Origin of the sequence: Methylobacterium sp. P1-11 (assembly GCF_008329595.1) — a bacterium.
In the GTDB taxonomy this organism is placed as follows: domain Bacteria; phylum Pseudomonadota; class Alphaproteobacteria; order Rhizobiales; family Beijerinckiaceae; genus Methylobacterium.
The window spans coordinates 1-504 of record NZ_NPKS01000128.1 but is presented as its reverse complement, the minus strand read 5'-3'; the positions used below and the strand labels follow the sequence as shown (position 1 = coordinate 504).

The following is a 504-nucleotide window of genomic DNA, read 5'->3' as shown; positions in this document are numbered from 1 at the left end:
GGGTGGATTGCCGCTGGTCCGCTTTTAAGCGTGGTTTGCGGAAAACGGACGCCACCGTTGCGCCCGCTCGCAACTCTCCTGTGGCGTTGGACCCTTGCTACAGACAGCTTCCGATCATCAGACAGCCTACAGTGATACTGAAGCCCACTAGGAAGACCACCGTGACAGGTGCGTAGGCTATTGCAATCAATAGCCTCGTGGATAAGCGCTCGGTTGGCAGAAAAAAGCACCCTGCCATCCCTAAAAAGATGGGTATCCAGAAGGTAAGATGACCTTCACCCAGAAGGTCATGTCGGATTAAAATGTATAAACCGATGGTCATCCAAACCGGCGCAAGTAGTAAGCCGCTCACAAAAAAGAGCATGACAGCCGTACGCCTGTGTCCGGCGTTGATCCAGTCCAAAGTCTGATCCTTCAAATGCACAAGCATGAAGTGATATTGCTGCTCTTCTTCGGCGAAGCCGCCGCAGGGATAGCTTATCAACTCCAACTGGAATTTCCAGA

At 52.0% G+C, this 504-nt stretch carries 1 protein-coding gene; it reads right to left on the bottom strand.

Features of this window, described 5'->3' with window-relative positions; translation table 11 throughout:
• Positions 1 to 97: 97 nt before the first annotated feature.
• Positions 98 to 504 (bottom strand): hypothetical protein (locus CIW48_RS33665; RefSeq protein ID WP_173009487.1); only part of this gene is annotated, 407 nt, incomplete at its 5' end.